The sequence below is a fragment of the Rhodococcus sp. JVH1 genome, assembly GCF_000280725.2.
Classification (GTDB): Bacteria; Actinomycetota; Actinomycetes; order Mycobacteriales; family Mycobacteriaceae; genus Rhodococcus_F; species Rhodococcus_F jostii_A.
The window spans coordinates 1,944,635-1,960,842 of sequence record NZ_CP166289.1 but is presented as its reverse complement, the minus strand read 5'-3'; the positions used below and the strand labels follow the sequence as shown (position 1 = coordinate 1,960,842).

Here is a 16,208-nt window from a genome sequence, read left to right as displayed (position 1 = left end):
ACGAAGTAGATGACAGCACGATCACGCAAAGCCCCGAGCGTGAAGTCGATGGGAGACTCGATAATGGAAATTCAGGACTACCTGCGAATTCTGCAGTCACGATGGAAAATCATCGCGATCACCACCGTGGTCGCTATTCTCGGCGCGCTGGGAGCATCACTACTCACCACGCCGATGTATGAGGCGTCGACCCGTATGTTCGTCTCCACCTCGTCCGGGGCATCAGTCAACGAGATATACCAGGGCAACCTGTTCTCGCAGCAGCGAGTGACGTCCTACACCAAGCTGCTCACCGGTGAAAATCTCGCGCAGCGAACCATCGACAAGCTCGGCCTCGACATGACGGCGCCCGCACTCGCATCCCAAGTGAAGGCCAGCTCCGCGCCGGACACCGTCCTGATCGACGTCAAGGTGCAGGATCCGTCGCCGGAACGCGCCCGCGACATCGCCAACGCCCTGTCCGACGAGTTCGTCGTCATGGCAAGAGAATTGGAAACGCCCGAGCGTGGCGGCGCCCCGGCGGCGCGCGTCGTCGTCGAGCAGCAGGCACAGACGCCGACGGTGGCGGTCTCCCCAAAGACCATGCGCAACCTGGCGCTGGGTGCAGCGGTGGGATTGCTCCTCGGCATTGCGCTGGCAGTCCTGCGTGATCGCCTCGACAACACGGTCAAGGACCGGCGCACCGTCGAGGAACTCGCCGGGTCGGCACTGATCGGCACCATCCCGTTCGACAAGGACCGGCAGACACAGCAGGCCATCAACTTCGCTGAAGGCCACTCGTCGAGCGCCGAGTCCTACCGCGAGCTGCGGACCAACCTGCAGTTCCTCGAAGTCGACAACCCGCCGCGTGTCATCATCGTCACCAGTTCGCTGCCCACCGAGGGCAAGACCACGACCGCCATCAACATCGCGCTCGTGCTGGCGGAGGGCGGCCAGAACGTGTGCCTGGTCGAGGGCGACCTCCGCAAGCCGCGGGTGTCGAAGTACCTCGGCGTCGTCGGTTCCGTCGGTCTCAGCAGCGTCCTCGCCGGCAAGGCCGACCTCGACGCCGTGCTCCAGCCGACGCAGTACTCGGGTCTCACGGTCCTGGCATCCGGACCGATCCCGCCGAACCCGAGTGAGCTCCTCGGAACGGAGACGGCCCGCCAGGTGCTGGCCGATCTGCGGGGGCGTTTCGACTACGTGATCGTCGACGCGTCACCGCTGCTGCCCGTCACCGACGCGACCGTGCTGACCGCAATGTCGGACGGCGCGCTGGTCATCGCACGGCACGCCGAAACCAAGCGGGATCAGCTGTCGAGGGCGGTGGGCAACCTGCACAGCGTAGGGGCAACCATCCTCGGAACGATCATCACGATGACGCCGAGCCGCGGGCGGGGCGTCTACGAGTACAAGTACTACTACGAGACCGACAAGTCTCTGCCGCAGATGCAGCAGGCCGCCGCCGTGCAGCCGCCCGTGCAGCAGCAGCCCCCTCAGCACCAGGCACCCCAGCAGCCGGCACCCCAGCAGCCGGCCCCGTACGTTCGCGACGAGTACCCGCCGCACCAGTACGGTCCGAACGGGGGAGATCAGCAGGAAGTGCCCGCCTATCAGGGCGCCCCGGCCTACCAGGGCGACCAGAGTCAGCAGTGGTACGGCGGTGCCGACCACTACGGCAACGAGCAGCAGGCGGGCGCGCCGGTGCCCCCCGCACCGAGACGCACCCGCCGCTACCGCGACGACCAGGAAGCTTGGTCAGAGACGGACGCTCCGCGCGACCACACCCAGTAGATCGGCGATCTCGGACCCGATGGTGAGGAATGTGTCCTCGTCCTGCCCCATCGGGTCCGGAACGTCTTCCGGGGTCTCGTCGGCCTTGTGTTTGGGACGTGCCGCAGCCAGGTCGGCCACCGACTTTGCATCCGCTGCTTCCGCGAGCCGAGCCGCTTCCCGGAGCGTGAACGTCTTCTTCAGCTGCTCCGGGGCCAGCGCCAGCACCTTCTCGCGCTGACGCTCGGTCATCGTCAACACCAGATCGGCGTCCGCCGCCAGATCGGCGGTGAGCATCCGCGCGGTGAAATCGCTCGGATCACCGCCGAGCCCTTCGAGGACTTGCGCGGCCGTCGGTTCCATCGGGCGTCCGACCGCGGCGCGGGTACCTGCACTTTCGGCAGTCAGATCGGTGATCCCGAGCTCCTCGGCGTATGCCACTGCGAGGCGCTCAGCCGTTGGGGAGCGACAGACGTTTCCGGTGCAGACGAAGAGAACATGCATGGGCGAAGCATAGGGTCTCGCCTCGCACCGTTCGTACACGCACTGTTGGCTTCGAACATCAGTCGGGTAAATATCGCGCTCACCTGCGCTGGTTATCAAGGGTGCATGCGCTGCACCGTGTTTGGAACCGGATACCTGGGAGCCACCCACGCCGCCTGCATGGCGGAACTGGGCCATGAGGTCCTGGGCGTCGACATCGATCCCGGAAAAGTGGCGAAGCTCTCCTCCGGGGAGGTCCCGTTCTACGAGCCCGGGCTGGGGGAGGTGCTGCGCCGGAACATCGACGCCGGTCGACTGCACTTCACCACGTCGTACAGCGAGGCCGCCGAGTTCGCGGACCTCCACTTTCTCGGTGTCGGCACCCCGCAGAAGAAGGGGGAGTACGCCGCGGACCTGCGGCACGTGCACTCGGTGATCGACACCCTCGCGCCGCTGCTCGATCGTCCCGCCGTCATCGTCGGCAAGTCGACCGTTCCCGTCGGGACGGCGGCGGAGTTGGGTGCGCGGGCCCGGGCGCTTGCGCCGGCGGGTGACGCCGTGGAGGTGGCGTGGAATCCGGAGTTCCTGCGGGAGGGCTTCGCCGTCGAGGACACGCTGCACCCCGACCGGATGGTGCTGGGTGTGGACCGGCAACGCCCCGGACGCGCGGAGACCGAGTTGCGTGAACTGTATGCCCGACTGCTCGGCGAGGACATTCCGTTCCTGGTCACCGACCTTGCCACCGCGGAACTGGTGAAGGTCTCGGCCAACGCGTTCCTCGCCACCAAGATCTCGTTCATCAACGCCATCTCCGAGGTGTGCGAGGCCACCGGCGCCGACGTCACCCAGCTTGCCGACGCCCTGGGATACGACGCGCGGATCGGCCGGCGATTCCTCAACGCCGGTCTCGGGTTCGGCGGCGGCTGCCTGCCCAAGGACATCCGCGCCTTCATGGCGCGGGCCGGTGAGCTGGGCGCGAACCAGGCCCTGCACTTCCTCCGGGAGGTCGACAGCATCAACATGCGGCGCCGCACCCGGATGGTGGAGTTGGCGGCACAGGTGTGCGGAGGTTCGCTGCTCGGCGCCAACGTCGCCGTGCTCGGCGCGGCCTTCAAACCCGAATCCGACGACGTCCGCGACTCGCCGGCACTCAACGTGGCGGGGATGATGCAGTTGCACGGGGCGGTGGTCAGCGTCTACGACCCGAAAGCCCTGGACAACTCGCGCAGACTGTTCCCGACGCTGAACTACGCGACGTCGGCGGTCGAGGCATGTGACAACGCCGACGCGGTGCTGCTGCTCACCGAGTGGGCGGAGTTCGTGGCCCTGAAACCGGAGGATTTGAACGATGTGGTCCGGGCCCGGGTGATGGTCGACGGCCGCAACTGTCTCGACGCCGCGGACTGGCGCACCGCCGGGTGGGTCTATCGAGGTCTCGGGAAGGGATAGCGCGCTCGGATAACGGTTTGTGACCTTGCGGTCGCCTGCGATAACGGGTTGACGATCTCCGCTCCCGGGAACATCGCGGGCGGTAGCGTCAGCCTCAATCGCAACGGAGGGCTGGCGATGTGGAAGGCACGTCACGGATCCCGATTCGCATTCCTCGCTGCCGTTGTCTGTATCTGTGCGCTCGGGGTCGCCCCGGCTCAGGCGGCTGAAGTACCGACCCTGCCGGGGCCGGCGCAATCCGACGCCGGTTCGGCGATCTCCTACGCGAAGCACCATCCGCATTCTGCGCCGCCCGGGACCAACGATTTCTCGTGCCGCCCCGGTCCCGCGCACCCCCACCCCGTGATTCTCGTTCACGGCAGCGACGGCAGTGCGTACTCGAACTGGGCCGGGTTGAGCCCGAAACTGAAGGCCGCCGGCTACTGCGTGTACGCCCTCAACTACGGACGGAAACCCGGTACCGAACACTTCGGGATGCAGACCATGACCGACGGGGCGGCCGAACTCGAGGTGTTCGTCGACGACGTACTGGCCTCAACCGGTGCGGACGAGGTCGACCTGGTCGGGCACTCGCAGGGCGCGACGGTGGCCCGGTACTACATCAACAGGCTCGGCGGGGCCTCGAAGGTGAACCGCTGGGTCGGTCTCGCGTCGCCGTCCTACGGTGGAACGTTCTTCGGGATCGCGACGGCTTTGCAGACGCTGCCCGGCGGCAACGAGTTGATAGTGGGGATCGGTTCGGAGGCCCTCGCCGAGCAGGTGCAGGGATCGCCGTTCCTCACCGCGCTCAATGCGGGCGGTGACACCGTCCCCGGCGTCGAATACACCACGATCGGCACGCGGTACGACGAGGTGATCCAGCCGTACACCAACGTCGCGCTGCACGACCCCGGTGCCACCAACATCCTCGTCCAGGACCTGTGCCCGCTCGATCAGACCGGACATTTCAACCTGCCCTACGACCCGTTCTCGCAGCAACTGGTACTCAATGCGCTCGATCCTGCACACGCGATCGTGCCGCCGTGCACGTTCGTGCCGCTGGGCACGGGCATCGCGGGAGTGATCATCGCGAGCAATTTCTGAGTTGCCTCGCGCCGAACGGTTGCTCGGTTGCCCCGTCGGACCGCTTCGCTAGACTGCGGGCCATGGAGTGGGGGGATTCCGGATCGAACCCGTGCACAGTCGAGTCAGGCGGCCCATGAGTTCGGTTCTAGGTGTGTCGGTCGGTGCGAGCGCGGTGCGCTTGGCACGACCCGACTCCGTGAACCGTGACGACGCCGGGAGCCGGCTCCTCCCCGATTTCCGGGCCCAGGTCGTCGCCGCGGGGCGGGACCTACCGGAGGAACTCGCCGCCGAATCGATCGGCGTCGTCCTCGCCGGGGCACCCGACGCCGGGCAGGTCCGAGCCACCGGGGTCGCCTACCGCGACGAAGCCCAGGCAGGCGCCGTCCAGGCGGCGATGGCCCGGCAGCAACTCGCCAACTACCAGCTCGTCACCGAAGCGTCGGCGGCACTGAAGTTCCTCGACGTCTCGGGCGCCCTCGGCGACCATGCGACGCTCCTGTTCTACGACCTGGGCAGCTCCGGACTCACCGTGAGTGTCGTCGACCGGGCGACGGGGGAGGTGATGGAGACGGTCCGCACCGACACGGTGAGCGGAGACGTCTTCGACCGGCTGATCCGCGACAACCAGTTGGAGAACAAGCGGATCGAGGAGCCCGGCGACGCGGCAGCCGGGCTCGCGCTCGACCTCCGCTGTCGTGAGGCGAAAGAGCGGCTGTCCACCGGCGGCGCCGTCGCGGTGCCCGGTGACGGCGGGCTGCTGTTGCTGTCCCGCGACGTCTTCGACGCGCTGATCGGTGTCACCGTCGAATCCTCGGCACGCCTCGCCCGCGACGTCATCACGAGGTCGGGACGAACCCCCGACGTCGTGGTGCTCATCGGCGGCGGTGCCCGCATTCCCCTCGTGCGGTCGGTGCTGCAGTCGTGGCTCGGGTTGCCGGTCGTCGTTCCCGATCACCCGGAACTCGTTGCGGCACAGGGTGCTGCGCTGCTCGCCCAGCAGGTGGTGCAGCCACCCGCCGAGGTCGTCAGGGTCATCCCGCCGCCCTACACACCGCAGTCCGCACCGGACACAGTCGTCGCCACCTACCAGGCTCCGAGCGCGACCGTCGCACGCACCGGTGCGCCGTCGAGTACTCCGTCCTGGCTGAGCGCCGCCGCGCCGCCGCCGAGTCAGCAGGTGGCCAAGCCCCAGATCCGGGGGGCCGCGCTGGCGGGCAGCGCACTCGCCGTGGTCGCGGTGATCGGTCTCGGGCTCGGGTACGGCAAGAACCTGCTGGCCCGCACCGAGGGCTCGTCTCAGCCGGTGACCACACAACTCACCACCGAATCGCCGGTCGTCACCGAGGTGGCCACACCGTCGGCGACGACGCCCCCGCCGCCTCCGACGTCCGAGGCCGTCGAAGCGCCGGTCCAGACGGCGTCGCAGATCCGGATTCCCGAACCGGCGCCCGCACCGCCGGCCCCACCGCCCGCGCCGCTGTTCCCCGGTCTGCCGCAGATTCAGTTGCCGCCGCTCCAACTGCCCGAACTCCCCAGGTTCCCCGGAACGTAGTCGCCGCCGTTCTCCGGGCCTACGATGGGAATGGTTCCGGCGTAGAGAGGATGTGTGCAGTGACTGCAAATCCAGCGGAGTTCCACAGCACTCCCAACGTTCCCAGGCCCTCGGCGGCCTCGCCGGCAGACACGCGCCGGCTCGTCGCCTACTCCAAGCCGATCCTGAAGATGTTCCCGCCCACCAGCGAGCATGCGGCCAAAGTGACGATGCTGACCGTCTACGCGCTGATGGTCATCGCCATCATCTTCATCGTCCTCCGGGAGTTCGGCGTCTTCAGCTAGCGGTCGCCGCGCTACTTGGAATGGCGGCCACCGCGTGACGGCTTGATCGCGGGCGCCCCGCCGGAGGGACCCGCGCCGATCGGACGTGCCAGCATCACCGCGATCGCGGTGGTCAGCGGAACCGACAGTGCCAGGGCGATGCCACCGACCGCCGAACGCACGATCTCGATGGCCACGGCATCACTGAGCAGCACGTCCTGGATCGACCGCCCCGCCACACTGAACAGCAACAGCAGCGGCAACGCCCCGCCGGCATACGCGAGGACCAGGGTGTAGACGGTGCTGGCGATGTGATCGCGACCGACGCGCATCGCCGAACCGAAGATCTGACGCCGGGACGCGTCGGGGTCCAGCGACGCCAGTTCGAACGCCGATGCCGCCTGCGTGATGGTGACGTCGTTGAGCACACCCAGCGAGCCGATGATGAACCCGGCCAGCAGGAGCCCGGTGATGCTGACGTGCTGTATGTACGTCTGTACGTTGGTGTTCTGTTCCTCGGAAAGCCCTGTCAGACGAGTCATCTCGATGGTGGCGTAGGACAGGATCGCGGCCACCAGCATCGACGCGAGAGTGCCCAGCAACGCCGAACTCGTTCGCAGGGAGACACCGTGCGCGAGGTACAGCACGGCATACAGGATCACCGCGCCCGAGACGAGAGCCACCGGGATCGCGGGCTTTCCGTCCAGGAGGGCCGGGAGCGTGAACAGGACGAGCACGCCGAACGAGACGACGATGCCGACGAGCGCCCGGAATCCGCGCCAGCGCGCGACCGCGATCACGACGGCGGCGAACGTGAGTGCGATGAGGGTGACGGGCAGGCCGCGGGCGTAGTCCTCGAACGAGTACTCCGTCGTGCCGTTCACGTCCGTCTGGCGGGACAACCGGATGCTCTCGCCCACCCGGAGGTCGGGCTGCCCGGGGCCGGGAATGATCTCGAGGAGCGTCTGGGTGCCGGTATTGGGACCGGACTCGATGTCGACGATGCTGCGCTGGCACTCGTACGCGCCGGCGGGCGGCGGCAGCGGGGTGCCGGTGAAGACGTGCCCGGCCGACGGACTTCCGCAGTCGCCGATGTTCTGCATCGTGACCGTGCCCGACTCCGTGACGACCGCACCGCCCTGGGCGCTCTGGAAGGGCTGTTCGACGTCGACGCCCGGCTTGCCGGGCCACAACGCGATAACGCCGATGAGCACCGCGACGCCGATGGCGACGAGGAGCCCGACGACCACCTTGGCGGCCACGGGCCCCATCGGAGCCGGTCCGCCGCTGTGGCCGTGTCCGTGGCCGTGTCCGTGGAATTCGCTCATCGGCCGCATCGCGTCGGCTGCTGGGGGGATTGTCTCGGCACGCACGACAGGGTAGTCGGACGGCGACCGGCGACGCTGTGACGGAAGTGGCGTGCGGTGCCAGTGTTGCCGAACTGTCAGGCTCGTATTGCTCTCGTGTCGCTTATATGTCGCCGGTGTGATTAGATATCCAAGCATGGCACGCAGCAGCTAATCTGCAGCGAACGCCGAACTCCACGCAGGGGTGTCCGGAACTCCGAACGAGGGGTGTGTTCCGCGGACGACGAGCCGCTGCGTGGAGAGATTTGCCGAGCTGGGTGGCGGGGTACAGGGGGGGTTGACCCCGCCACCAACCTGGCGCCCACAGGGGGGGAGGGGCGACAGGTGCTCGAGGCACTCGAGGTGCCGGTTGCCAATCTACCGACACGGTAGGGGTATTCGTCAACCGGGTAGGTGAAATCGCCCACATGTCGTGACCTCGCACCCCGACGGCCTACGATTATGGCCGTTCGGAGGTGTTCCAGTGCGAATCTCGCGGCAGTCGCGATCCAGCAACCATCTTCGCCGGATCGTGGCGGAGATGGGTATTCCGGTGCCCTGGAACAGGGATCAGCTCGTCGCCGGCGTCGCAGCCCGTCGTGGACGCCCGATTCACCTGGTCCCGGTCTCGCACGCCCTGGTCCACGGCGGTCATTCCGGTCTCTGGCTCGCGAGGGCCGAGGACGACGTGATCCTGTACGCAGCAGGGACGTCGGACGTGCACGCCACCCACATCATCTGCCACGAACTGGCACACATGGTGCTGGGCCACGATCGCGCGGCACTCGGTGATCGGTCGGTGGACACCACGGCGCTGTCGACGGCCGCGCCGTCGATCGCCCCCTCGAGCGTCGTCACGGCTCTCGGACGATCGAACTATTCCAGCGCGCAGGAGTACGAGGCCGAGTTGCTGGCCACGCTCCTCATGGCCCGCCGAAGTCGTAACATGTCCGCTGCGACGACGGACCCCCGTGCCTCCCGGATTCTCGGGTCCTTCTGACCGTGTACACGCCACCGGGATTCGTCAGTTGGTCACTCCTTGCACTGATTTGGGGCACCACGGCGCTGCGGCTGGTTTTCGTCCGGTCCACTGTTGCCGAGCGGCGGATCAACGCGGCGCTCGTCTTCGCTTCCCTGTCCGTCGCCCTACGTCGGCAGTGGGTACGTGACATCGTGGACGGGATATTCGGCGCCGGGATCTCGAGCCCGCTCGGCAACGCGTGCATCATCTTCACCGCGGCGTCGCTGATCAGTCTGTTCTCGACCTGGGCGTTCGGTCCCGACCGGTTCCGGCGGATCCACGCCGTCACACTCGCAGTCGCCGTCCTGCCTGCCGCGGCGCTGATCGTGCTCAGCGGCCCCGCACGCGCGCAGGGTGTCGGAGTGAAGGAGGCGGGCGGATGGCAATACACCGCCTTCTGCATCGCCTATGCGCTCCCGATCCTCCTCGCGTCGCTACTCATCGCGGGGATCTCGATCAGAAGTGTCCGCGCCGCGGCGTCGGGGCGGGACCGGTGGGTCTTCGCTGCGGTCATCGCGCTGTCGGTGTTCGAGGTGGTGAGCATGGTCGTCATCATCATCGATGGGGTGATGCGAACCTCCGCCGCCGACGACGCCGTCACCGAGAGCCACGCCGAGGCGGGCGTTTTCCTGCGGCTGCTCGTGGTCGCCGCCGGTGCCGTCATCGCGCTCGGTCCAGTACTGCGAGGGCTTCACCGGCGGTACCGGTCCGGACTCAGCGCCCGGCGACTGCTACCGGTATGGCGGACGCTCACCGCGGCGGTCCCCGAGGTCGTGTTCGAACTTCGTCCCGAGGACCGCGGGGCACTGTCTGCGCGTGCCCGCCGGGATCGCATGGAGGTAGAGATCCGCGACGCGATCCTCGTCGTCGATCGGTATCTGCCCGGCGACGTCGGCAACCCGACCGCACCACCCGCCCGCGCCGCGGCCACCCGACTACACCTCGCCTGCCTCGCCCGCGCGGCCGGTCACCCACCGGTCGCCTCGACGCAATCGGAGTTGTCACAGCCGGGCGGCGAACCGTGGGAGCTGGCCCGGCTGGCCGATCACTGGCGGGACGCCGAGCACGTGGCGGCCGAACTGTGGGCGCGTCGCCTCCCTCCGTTCGGCGGCCCCGCCGACCCGTCGGCGCGCGTCCCCGCTCAGGTCTGACGAGGGTCCGGCGCCGCGACCGGCAGCGGTCCGTGACTCCGCCGCAGATTTTCCAGAAGGGGAATCAGCGATTCCATCTCCGCCGTGGTCGGCTCCGCGGACGCATCGAGCGATCGCATCGACAGGTGCCGGACGCCGGCCTCGCGGACCGCGATCTTGAAACGGACCAGCGTGTCGTAGTCGTGGTAGCCGTCGGCGGCGAGGTACTGCTCGGGGGCATGGAAGTGCTGCGCGACCGCCCGCAGGACGTCGGGCTCGGGCGCGTGGTGATCGTTTCTGCGCAGGGACTCGATCTCGGACGGCTCGACGGGACGGCCGAGTATCCGCGACACACCCGCGGCGACGGTGTCGTCACCCGGTTCGGGACCGTCGAGGTCGTGGGCCAGCGCGAAGAGGCGATTGACCCGCACCGACAGTGGCACGCCGTTCATGCGTTCACCTCCGCGTCTCCGCTGCGTTCGGGATCCTCGGTGGCCACGAGTTTCACCGCGTCCTCCCATCGACGCCAGAAGCGCTCCCGGGTGGCCGCGTCGAGATCCTCTCCCCGGCCGTAGAGGAAGCGGCGATACCGCGCTTCCTCGAGTTCACGCGGGTCGGTGACCGTGGTCGGTTCCTCCAGCAGGTGACCGAACGCGAATTCCACCAGGGGTTGGCGTGGTCCGGTGGGTCCTCCGTTGACTTCCAGCAACCGCGTCACGTACGCGCCGGTGATCTTCGAGACAACCCGGCTCAGTTCCCCCGCTGCCTCGGCCAGCCCCGGAACCTCGGGATGCGCCGCGCTCAGCTTGGTGATCTGGGTGTGCGGCCCCAGGATCTCGATGATCGTGTCCAGATCCAGGGGAATCTCCGACGGCCCGAGCGTCAGCGGGCGCGCGGCCGGCGACCGGTCCTCCCCGTCGAGCGCCTCGAGCGGGGTCGGATGACCGCCGTCGAGGGTGCGGGCCGCGCTGCCCGGAGCCCAGCGGAGCGCGACGTCCAGTTTGCGGAGGGTCTCGATGCTCGGATCCGGGCCGGTCCCGTTCTCGGCGCGCGTCTGAGCTGCGTCGGACGGGCCACCCGCGGCCGTGACCTCGTCCTGTGTGAGGTTCAGCAAACGCCGTCGCCGGTGGACGAATTGTCCGAAACGCGCGCGGGTGCTGGTGACCATGCTTTTCCCCCAGGAGACACGCAAGCGACGCGCGTGTCGCTTGCTGTGTCTCGATCCTACTGCTTGTAGCTGGTGAGGAAATTTCCGAACCGCTCGATGGCGACAGCGAGATCACGCGCCCACGGTAACGTCACGATGCGGAGATGGTCGTGGTCCGGCCAGTTGAAGCCGGTGCCCTGGACCATCAGGATCTTCTCCTGCAGCAGAAGGTCCTGGACCAGCTTCTCGTCGTCGTAGATCTCGTACACGTTCGGGTCGAGGCGGGGGAATGCGTACAGCGCGCCCTTCGGCTTCACGCAGGAGACACCGGGAATCATGTTGAGGCGTTCCCACGCCACATCACGCTGCTCGAGCAGTCGCCCACCCGGCAGGATCAGGTCTTCGATGCTCTGGTGCCCACCGAGCGCCACCTGGATGGCGTGCTGACCGGGCACGTTCGGGCACAGACGCGTCGATGCGAGCAGGTCGAGTCCCTCGAGGAAACCCGCGGCGTGTTCCTTCGGGCCCGTGATGGCCACCCAACCGGACCGGTAGCCGGCGACGCGGTACGCCTTCGACAGGCCGTTGAACGTCAGGCACAGCAGGTCCGGGGCCAGCGTGGCGAGTGAGATGTGTTTGGCGTCGTCGTAGAGGATCTTGTCGTAGATCTCGTCCGCGAGAAGCAGCAGCTGATGCTTGCGCGCCAGGTCGACGAGCTGCTGCAGCACCTCCATCGAGTACACCGCACCCGTCGGATTGTTCGGGTTGATGACGAGCAGCGCCTTGGTCTTGTCGGTGATCTTCGACTCGATGTCCGCGATGTCGGGGTTCCAGTCGTTGCCCTCGTCGCACAGGTAGTGCACCGGGGTGCCGCCGGCGAGGCTCGTCATCGCCGTCCACAGCGGGTAGTCCGGTGCCGGGATCAGCACCTCGTCGCCGTTGTCGAGGAGCGCCTGCATCGTCATCGTGATGAGCTCGGACACACCGTTGCCCAGGTAGATGTCGTCGACGTCGAGTTCGGGGAACCCGGCGACCAGCTCGTAGCGCGTGACGATCGCGCGCCGCGCCGACAGGATGCCCTTGGACTCGGAATACCCCTGCGCGTACGGGAGCGCGGCGATCATGTCGCGCATGATCACGTCCGGCGCGTCGAAACCGAACGGCGCGGGGTTGCCGATGTTGAGCTTGAGGATCCGGTGGCCTTCCGCCTCCAGCCGGGCGGCGTGGGCATGTACCGGTCCACGAATCTCGTAGAGCACGTTCTGAAGCTTGGTGGACTGCTCCAGCTTGCGGTGCGGCTTGCGGTGATGGCCGTGGTCTGGGTTGCTCACGAGCGTCATTCTCCCACTCCCGGGCAACCGGATTTCTACTGGTGGGTACAGGACCGCCGGCGCGTCGTCGAAACACCCCGCCCGCGCAGGTGGCCGCCGTACCCTCGAGAGGGGGTCGGATCCGTCTCGTGTTCACCGCGCCCGGAGGGAATGACGAACATGTCAGCACCGGTATCCCGTCGTCCCGGACCTGTCGACATCGCGCACCACAGCCATCTCGTCGGGGTGTTCGCGCCGCAACGGGAGGAGGTGGACGTCCGGGGTCTCGAGGTGATCGGCGAGCTGCCCGCCGATCTGCACGGCGCCTATCTGCGCAACGGTCCCAACCCGCGGTTCGACCCGATCGGCACGTACGTCTACCCGCTCGACGGCGACGGCATGGTCCACCGAATCGAAATGGCCGACGGCACGGCCCGGTACACCAACCGCTTCGTCCGAACCCCGATGGTGCAGGCGGAGGAGAAGGCCGGGCACGTCATCTGGCCCGGGGTCACCGACCTCTACACACCGACGGAGGACGAAGTCGGCCCCGAACTCGCGGGCACGTCGCGCGAGCTGCCCGACATCAACATCGTCCGGCACGGCGGACGGCTGCTCGCGATGGCCGAGACCACGCTGCCCTTCCGCCTCGACCCCGCCGACCTGAGCACACTGGGACGGGAGAACTGTGACGGCGCCATGGGTGTGGGGAGCACCGCGCACCCCAAGATCGACCCGCTCACCGGACAGATGGTGCTGTTCAACTACATGCTCGAGGCCCCGTACCTGACGTGGTCGGTGGTCAACCCCGACGGCTCGGTCGCGCGGACACCGACCGTGGTCGAGGGCGCGGACACCCCGCTGATGATCCACGACATGGCACTGACCGAGCGCTACATCGTTCTGATGCTGTGCCCGCTGGTCTTCGACATCGCCGCCGTCCTGACCGGCGGGTCCGTGCTCGACTGGCGGCCGGAGGACGGCACGAGGATCGCGCTGGTGCCCCGCGACGGCGGTCCGGTCCGGTGGTCGATGCACGACGCGTACTGGGTGTGGCATTTCGCGAACGCCTTCGATCTGCCCGACGGGAGGGTGAGCGTCGACTACGTGGAGTGGACGTATCCCGGTGGATTCGCGAAGGCCCCGTCTCCGTCGCTCGGCTCCCTGGTTCGCGCCGTCGTCGACCCCGACAGCGGGCGGGTGACACGAGAGGTGGTGTGCGACCGCGACGTCGAGTTCCCGCGGGTCGACGACCGCGAGCTCACCCGAGGGCACCGGGCGGTGGCGACCGTCGGCAAACTCGACCGCAGCCAGGGACGGCAGGATTCGCTGTGGTTCTTCGACACGGCCCGCGGCACCGAGGCGCACTGGGATCCGGGGAGCGTGTCGGTGGGTGAGCCGATCTTCATGCCCGGCGCCGAGCACGAGTACTGGGGAATGATCGGCACCGACCGGCGCGACATGTCGTCCTGGTTCTTCGTGCTGCCCGCCGACGACCCCGGGGCGGGGCCGATCGGGAAGGTGCGGCTGCCGATCCGGGTTCCGGCGGGCCTGCACGGCGCGTGGCTGCCTGCGGAGTAGGGGACGGCGGAATATCCTCGGCGGATGACCTCTGCGCCTTACGGTTCCTGGCCCTCTCCGATCGCGGCGGCGGATCTCGCCTCCAGCGGCCACCCCGTCGAGGGCGGCCGGTACGTGGGCGACGACGTGTGGTGGTCGGAACTGCGACCCAGCGAAGGCGGGCGGGTCGCGGTGCGGCGCCTCGGTCTGGACGACGAACCGGAAGACGTCCTGCCCGCGCCGTGGAACGCCCGCACCCGGGTTCACGAGTACGGCGGCGGCGCCTGGACCGTCACCGACGCCGGCCGCCTGGTGTTCGCCGAGTTCAGCGATCAGCGTCTGTACCTGCTCGAAGGCGGGACCCCGGTGCCGCTGACACCGGAACCGCCGCAGCCGTGCTCGCTGCGGTACGGCGACCTGTCGGTGGTCGACGGCGAGGTGTGGGCCGTCCGCGAGATGCACGACGCGGACGGCGGCGTCTCCCGCGACATCTGCGTGATTCCGCTGGACGGGTCGGCGGCGAACGATCCACACCGGGTGCGGTCCGTCGTCGCCGGCTCCGATTTCCTGGCCAATCCGCGGCTGTCCCCGGATCGCAGGCACCTCGCCTGGATCGCATGGGATCACCCGCAGATGCCGTGGGACGGCACCGAGCTCAGGGTCGTGGCGGTCGAGGGCGGCCGCGTGACCGGGAAGGTGCGGACACTTCTCGGCGGTCCCGAGGAATCGGTGCTGCAACCGGAATGGGTCGGGCCCACCGAGCTGTACACGATCAGCGATCGCAGCGGCTGGTGGAATCTCTACCGCGTCGGCATCGACGATCCCGACCCGGTCGCGTTGTGCCCGATGGACGCCGACTTCGGCGGCGCGCTGTGGATGCTCGGCGGCCGCTGGCACACCCGCCGCGACGACGGCACGCTCCTGACCGTGCGGACGTTCGGAACCGACACCCTCGCCGTCCTCGATCCCGCGACCGGTTCGCTCGTCGACATCCCGCTGGACGGGCTCACCAGCGTCGGCCTCGGGGACCGCAACGGCAACCGGATCCTGCTGCTCACCGGCGGCGCCCAGACCCCGTCGGGCCTGCGCGAACTCGACCTCGACACCGGCGCAATCCGCACGGTCCGGCTGTCGGTCACCGAACTTCCCGAGGCGGCATATCTCCCCGAGGCCCGGCAGCTGACGTTCCAGGGCGCCGAACGTGAAGTCCACGTGATCGCCTACCCGCCGCGTCACCCGCGGTACCGGGGCGAGGACGGGGAGTTGCCGCCGTATGTGGCGTTCGTGCACGGCGGACCGACGTCGCGGGTCGCGCCTTCGCTGAATCCGGTGTTCGCGTTCTTCACCAGCCGCGGCATCGGCGTCGTCGACGTGAACTACGGCGGTTCCACGGGATACGGGCGCGAGTACCGCAACCGGTTGCGGGGACAGTGGGGGGTCGTCGACGTCGAGGACGTGGTGACGGCGGTGACCGGCCTCGCCGACGCGGGCATGGCGGACCCCGGCCGGCTCGCGATCGAGGGCGGATCCGCCGGCGGGTGGACCGTGCTCGCGGCGCTGACCACGTCGGACGTGTTCGCGTGCGGTGCGTCCTACTTCGGGGTGGCCGAACTCGACGGGTTCGTGAAGGAGACGCACGATTTCGAGTCCCGGTACATCGACGGCCTGATCGGCCCGCTGCCCGAGGCGGCCGACCTCTACGCCGAGCGTGCCCCGCTGAACAACGTTGCCGGACTGAACTGCCCGGTTCTGCTCCTGCAGGGGCTCGACGATCCGATCGTGCCGCCGTCGCAGGCGGAACGGTTCCGGGATGCGCTCGTGGAGAAGGGCATCCCGCACGCCTACCTCGAGTACGAGGGGGAGTCGCACGGATTCCGGAAGCTCGCCACCCTGATCAGCTCCCGCAACGCCGAATTGTCTTTCTACGGACAGGTACTGGGATTCGAGCCACCGGACATTCCGCGACTCGAACTGTGGCGGCCGCCCAACGGCTGACCGTCCACCCGGAATCCAAACGGCGTGATGCACAAAACAAACCATTTGTTGTGCTCTTCTCTGATCGCCGAGATTTAGAGACCGCGCGGTATCAACGGAGCGAGGTATCGCGTCGACGGCTGGGCCGCGAGTAGC

The 16,208-nt window shown here is 68.1% G+C and carries 14 protein-coding genes; 9 read left to right on the top strand and 5 right to left on the bottom strand.

Annotated features, from left to right (window positions below):
* Nucleotides 1-63: 63 nt before the first annotated feature.
* Nucleotides 64-1,773 (top strand): polysaccharide biosynthesis tyrosine autokinase, encoded by a 1,710-nt coding sequence (locus JVH1_RS09130; protein WP_043781608.1) that lies wholly within the window; start codon nt 64-66, stop codon nt 1,771-1,773.
* Here the strand turns inward: JVH1_RS09130 and JVH1_RS09125 are convergent.
* Complete coding sequence (locus JVH1_RS09125; protein WP_011597644.1) at nt 1,738-2,256, bottom strand: protein-tyrosine-phosphatase; 519 nt, start codon at nt 2,254-2,256, stop codon at nt 1,738-1,740. The genes JVH1_RS09130 and JVH1_RS09125 overlap by 36 nt on opposite strands.
* A gap of 105 nt (nt 2,257-2,361) precedes the next feature.
* On the opposite strand from JVH1_RS09125, the gene JVH1_RS09120 reads away from it, so the two are divergent.
* The 4 genes from JVH1_RS09120 to JVH1_RS09105 all read left to right on the top strand — a co-directional run bounded on the left by JVH1_RS09120 (nt 2,362) and on the right by JVH1_RS09105 (nt 6,585).
* Nucleotides 2,362-3,684: a UDP-glucose/GDP-mannose dehydrogenase family protein gene (locus tag JVH1_RS09120; protein ID WP_043781611.1), complete on the top strand. Its 1,323-nt coding sequence runs from the start codon at nt 2,362-2,364 to the stop codon at nt 3,682-3,684.
* Nucleotides 3,685-3,801: 117 nt separating this feature from the next.
* Nucleotides 3,802-4,767 (top strand): triacylglycerol lipase, encoded by a 966-nt coding sequence (locus tag JVH1_RS09115; RefSeq protein ID WP_043781614.1) that lies wholly within the window; start codon nt 3,802-3,804, stop codon nt 4,765-4,767.
* Nucleotides 4,768-4,882: 115 nt separating this feature from the next.
* Nucleotides 4,883-6,301, top strand: coding sequence for an Hsp70 family protein (locus JVH1_RS09110; RefSeq protein ID WP_051033786.1), 1,419 nt, complete (start codon nt 4,883-4,885; stop codon nt 6,299-6,301).
* A 59-nt stretch (nt 6,302-6,360) separates the two neighbouring features.
* Nucleotides 6,361-6,585, top strand: a complete 225-nt coding sequence (locus JVH1_RS09105; protein ID WP_011597648.1) for a hypothetical protein — start codon at nt 6,361-6,363, stop codon at nt 6,583-6,585.
* Between the two features lie 11 nt (nt 6,586-6,596).
* Here JVH1_RS09105 and JVH1_RS09100 read toward each other — a convergent pair whose 3' ends face one another.
* On the bottom strand, nt 6,597-7,892 hold the full coding sequence (locus JVH1_RS09100) for a YibE/F family protein (protein ID WP_237735280.1): 1,296 nt from the start codon (nt 7,890-7,892) through the stop codon (nt 6,597-6,599).
* A 502-nt stretch (nt 7,893-8,394) separates the two neighbouring features.
* Between JVH1_RS09100 and JVH1_RS09095 the strand changes: the two genes are divergently transcribed.
* Together JVH1_RS09095 and JVH1_RS09090 are read left to right on the top strand one after the other, a co-directional pair.
* Complete coding sequence (locus JVH1_RS09095) at nt 8,395-8,910, top strand: hypothetical protein (RefSeq protein WP_043781617.1); 516 nt, start codon at nt 8,395-8,397, stop codon at nt 8,908-8,910.
* 2 nt (nt 8,911-8,912) lie between these two features.
* Entirely contained in the window at nt 8,913-10,082 is a 1,170-nt protein-coding gene (locus tag JVH1_RS09090; protein WP_043781619.1) for an MAB_1171c family putative transporter, read from the top strand.
* On the opposite strand, the gene JVH1_RS09085 is transcribed toward JVH1_RS09090, so the two are convergent.
* Genes JVH1_RS09085 through JVH1_RS09075 form a run of 3 tightly spaced genes read right to left on the bottom strand, consistent with a single transcriptional unit; the run spans nt 10,073 to nt 12,548 of the window.
* Nucleotides 10,073-10,513, bottom strand: a complete 441-nt coding sequence (locus tag JVH1_RS09085) for a hypothetical protein (RefSeq protein WP_043781621.1) — start codon at nt 10,511-10,513, stop codon at nt 10,073-10,075. The two genes, JVH1_RS09090 and JVH1_RS09085, sit on opposite strands and share 10 nt — an antisense overlap.
* The gene (locus tag JVH1_RS09080) at nt 10,510-11,229 is read right to left on the bottom strand and encodes a helix-turn-helix domain-containing protein (protein ID WP_011597654.1); all 720 of its coding nucleotides are present in this window, start codon (nt 11,227-11,229) and stop codon (nt 10,510-10,512) included. Before JVH1_RS09080 ends, JVH1_RS09085 begins: the two co-directional genes overlap by 4 nt.
* A gap of 56 nt (nt 11,230-11,285) precedes the next feature.
* Entirely contained in the window at nt 11,286-12,548 is a 1,263-nt protein-coding gene (locus JVH1_RS09075) for a pyridoxal phosphate-dependent aminotransferase (RefSeq protein WP_011597655.1), read from the bottom strand.
* A gap of 150 nt (nt 12,549-12,698) precedes the next feature.
* Between JVH1_RS09075 and JVH1_RS09070 the strand changes: the two genes are divergently transcribed.
* Nucleotides 12,699-14,099: a carotenoid oxygenase family protein gene (locus JVH1_RS09070; protein ID WP_043781688.1), complete on the top strand. Its 1,401-nt coding sequence runs from the start codon at nt 12,699-12,701 to the stop codon at nt 14,097-14,099.
* Nucleotides 14,100-14,123: 24 nt separating this feature from the next.
* Nucleotides 14,124-16,073: a prolyl oligopeptidase family serine peptidase gene (locus JVH1_RS09065; RefSeq protein WP_043781625.1), complete on the top strand. Its 1,950-nt coding sequence runs from the start codon at nt 14,124-14,126 to the stop codon at nt 16,071-16,073.
* The last annotated feature ends 135 nt before the right edge of the window (nt 16,074-16,208 follow it).